Annotated in this window: 2 protein-coding genes; one reads left to right on the top strand and one right to left on the bottom strand. The window is 74.9% G+C overall.

The features are described 5' to 3' along the window. Positions 1-731: aminotransferase class I/II-fold pyridoxal phosphate-dependent enzyme (locus tag FV230_RS28720; protein WP_147844778.1), on the bottom strand; the 731-nt coding region annotated here is incomplete at its 3' end. Between FV230_RS28720 and FV230_RS28715 the strand changes: the two genes are divergently transcribed. Further along, the coding region (locus tag FV230_RS28715; RefSeq protein ID WP_147844777.1) for a cobalamin biosynthesis protein at positions 711-943 on the top strand (233 nt) is incomplete at its 3' end. The genes FV230_RS28720 and FV230_RS28715 overlap by 21 nt on opposite strands.

Here is a 943-nt window from a genome sequence, read left to right as displayed (position 1 = left end):
GGCCCGGCGACGGCCCAGGGCCCGAGCGCCCCCGCGATTCGGCGCGCGATCCCGGCTTCCGCCACGGCGAAACCGAGCCTGAGGCCGGCGAGCCCGTAGGTCTTGCCGAACGAGCGCAGGATCACGAGCCCCGGCCGCAGCCGCGGGCACAGGCTCTCGACGGCTTCGAGATCGGCGAAGGCCTCGTCCACGACAAGCAGGCCGCTGCGGGCGGAGAGGACTTCGGCGAGGGCGAGCAGCGGGGACGCCGGCCACGTCCGCCCGTCGGGGTTGTTGGGATTGACCACGACCACGACCTGCGCGCTGCCGACCGCTTCGAGGCATGGCACTGCCGAGACGGCGTGCCCGGCCCGACGCCACGCCGCTGCGTGCTCGGCATAGGTCGGCCCGACGACGGCGACCGCGCGCGGCGAAACCAGGCGGGGGATCGTCTCGATCAGGATCTGCGTGCCCGGCGCCGGCACGATGCGATCGGGCGCCGCCCCGTAGGCGCGGGACGCCGCCTCGCGGAGCGCGGCATGGTCCGCGGCGGAGGGCAGCCGGTGGAACAGGCTGGCGTCGATCGCCGGGGAGGGATAGGGGACCGGATTGATCCCGGTCGAGAGGTCGATCCAAGGCTCCGGCGCATCAGGAAACATCCGCCGCGCCGCATCGAGGTCGCCGCCATGGGCGATCGGCTCCGCCTCGGGCCTCCCCGGACCCCAGACGCCATGTCCACCGCGCTCGCTCATCCGCCCGATACGCTCGCCATCCTCGCCCTCGCCCTCGCGATCGAGGCGGCCTTCGGCTATCCGGACGCGCTCTACAGGGCGCTCGGCCACCCTGTCACCTGGATCGGCCGGGTGATCGCCGCCCTCGACCGCGGCCTCAACCGCGGCGGCCGCACCGCGCGGCGGCTCGGCGGGATTCTCGCGCTCGCCGTCCTCCTCGCCGGCGTCGGCGC

The sequence above is a fragment of the Methylobacterium sp. WL6 genome, assembly GCF_008040095.1.
Classification (GTDB): Bacteria; Pseudomonadota; Alphaproteobacteria; order Rhizobiales; family Beijerinckiaceae; genus Methylobacterium.
The sequence above is the reverse complement of the archived record's forward strand: the minus strand, read 5'-3'. Positions and strand labels throughout refer to the sequence as shown.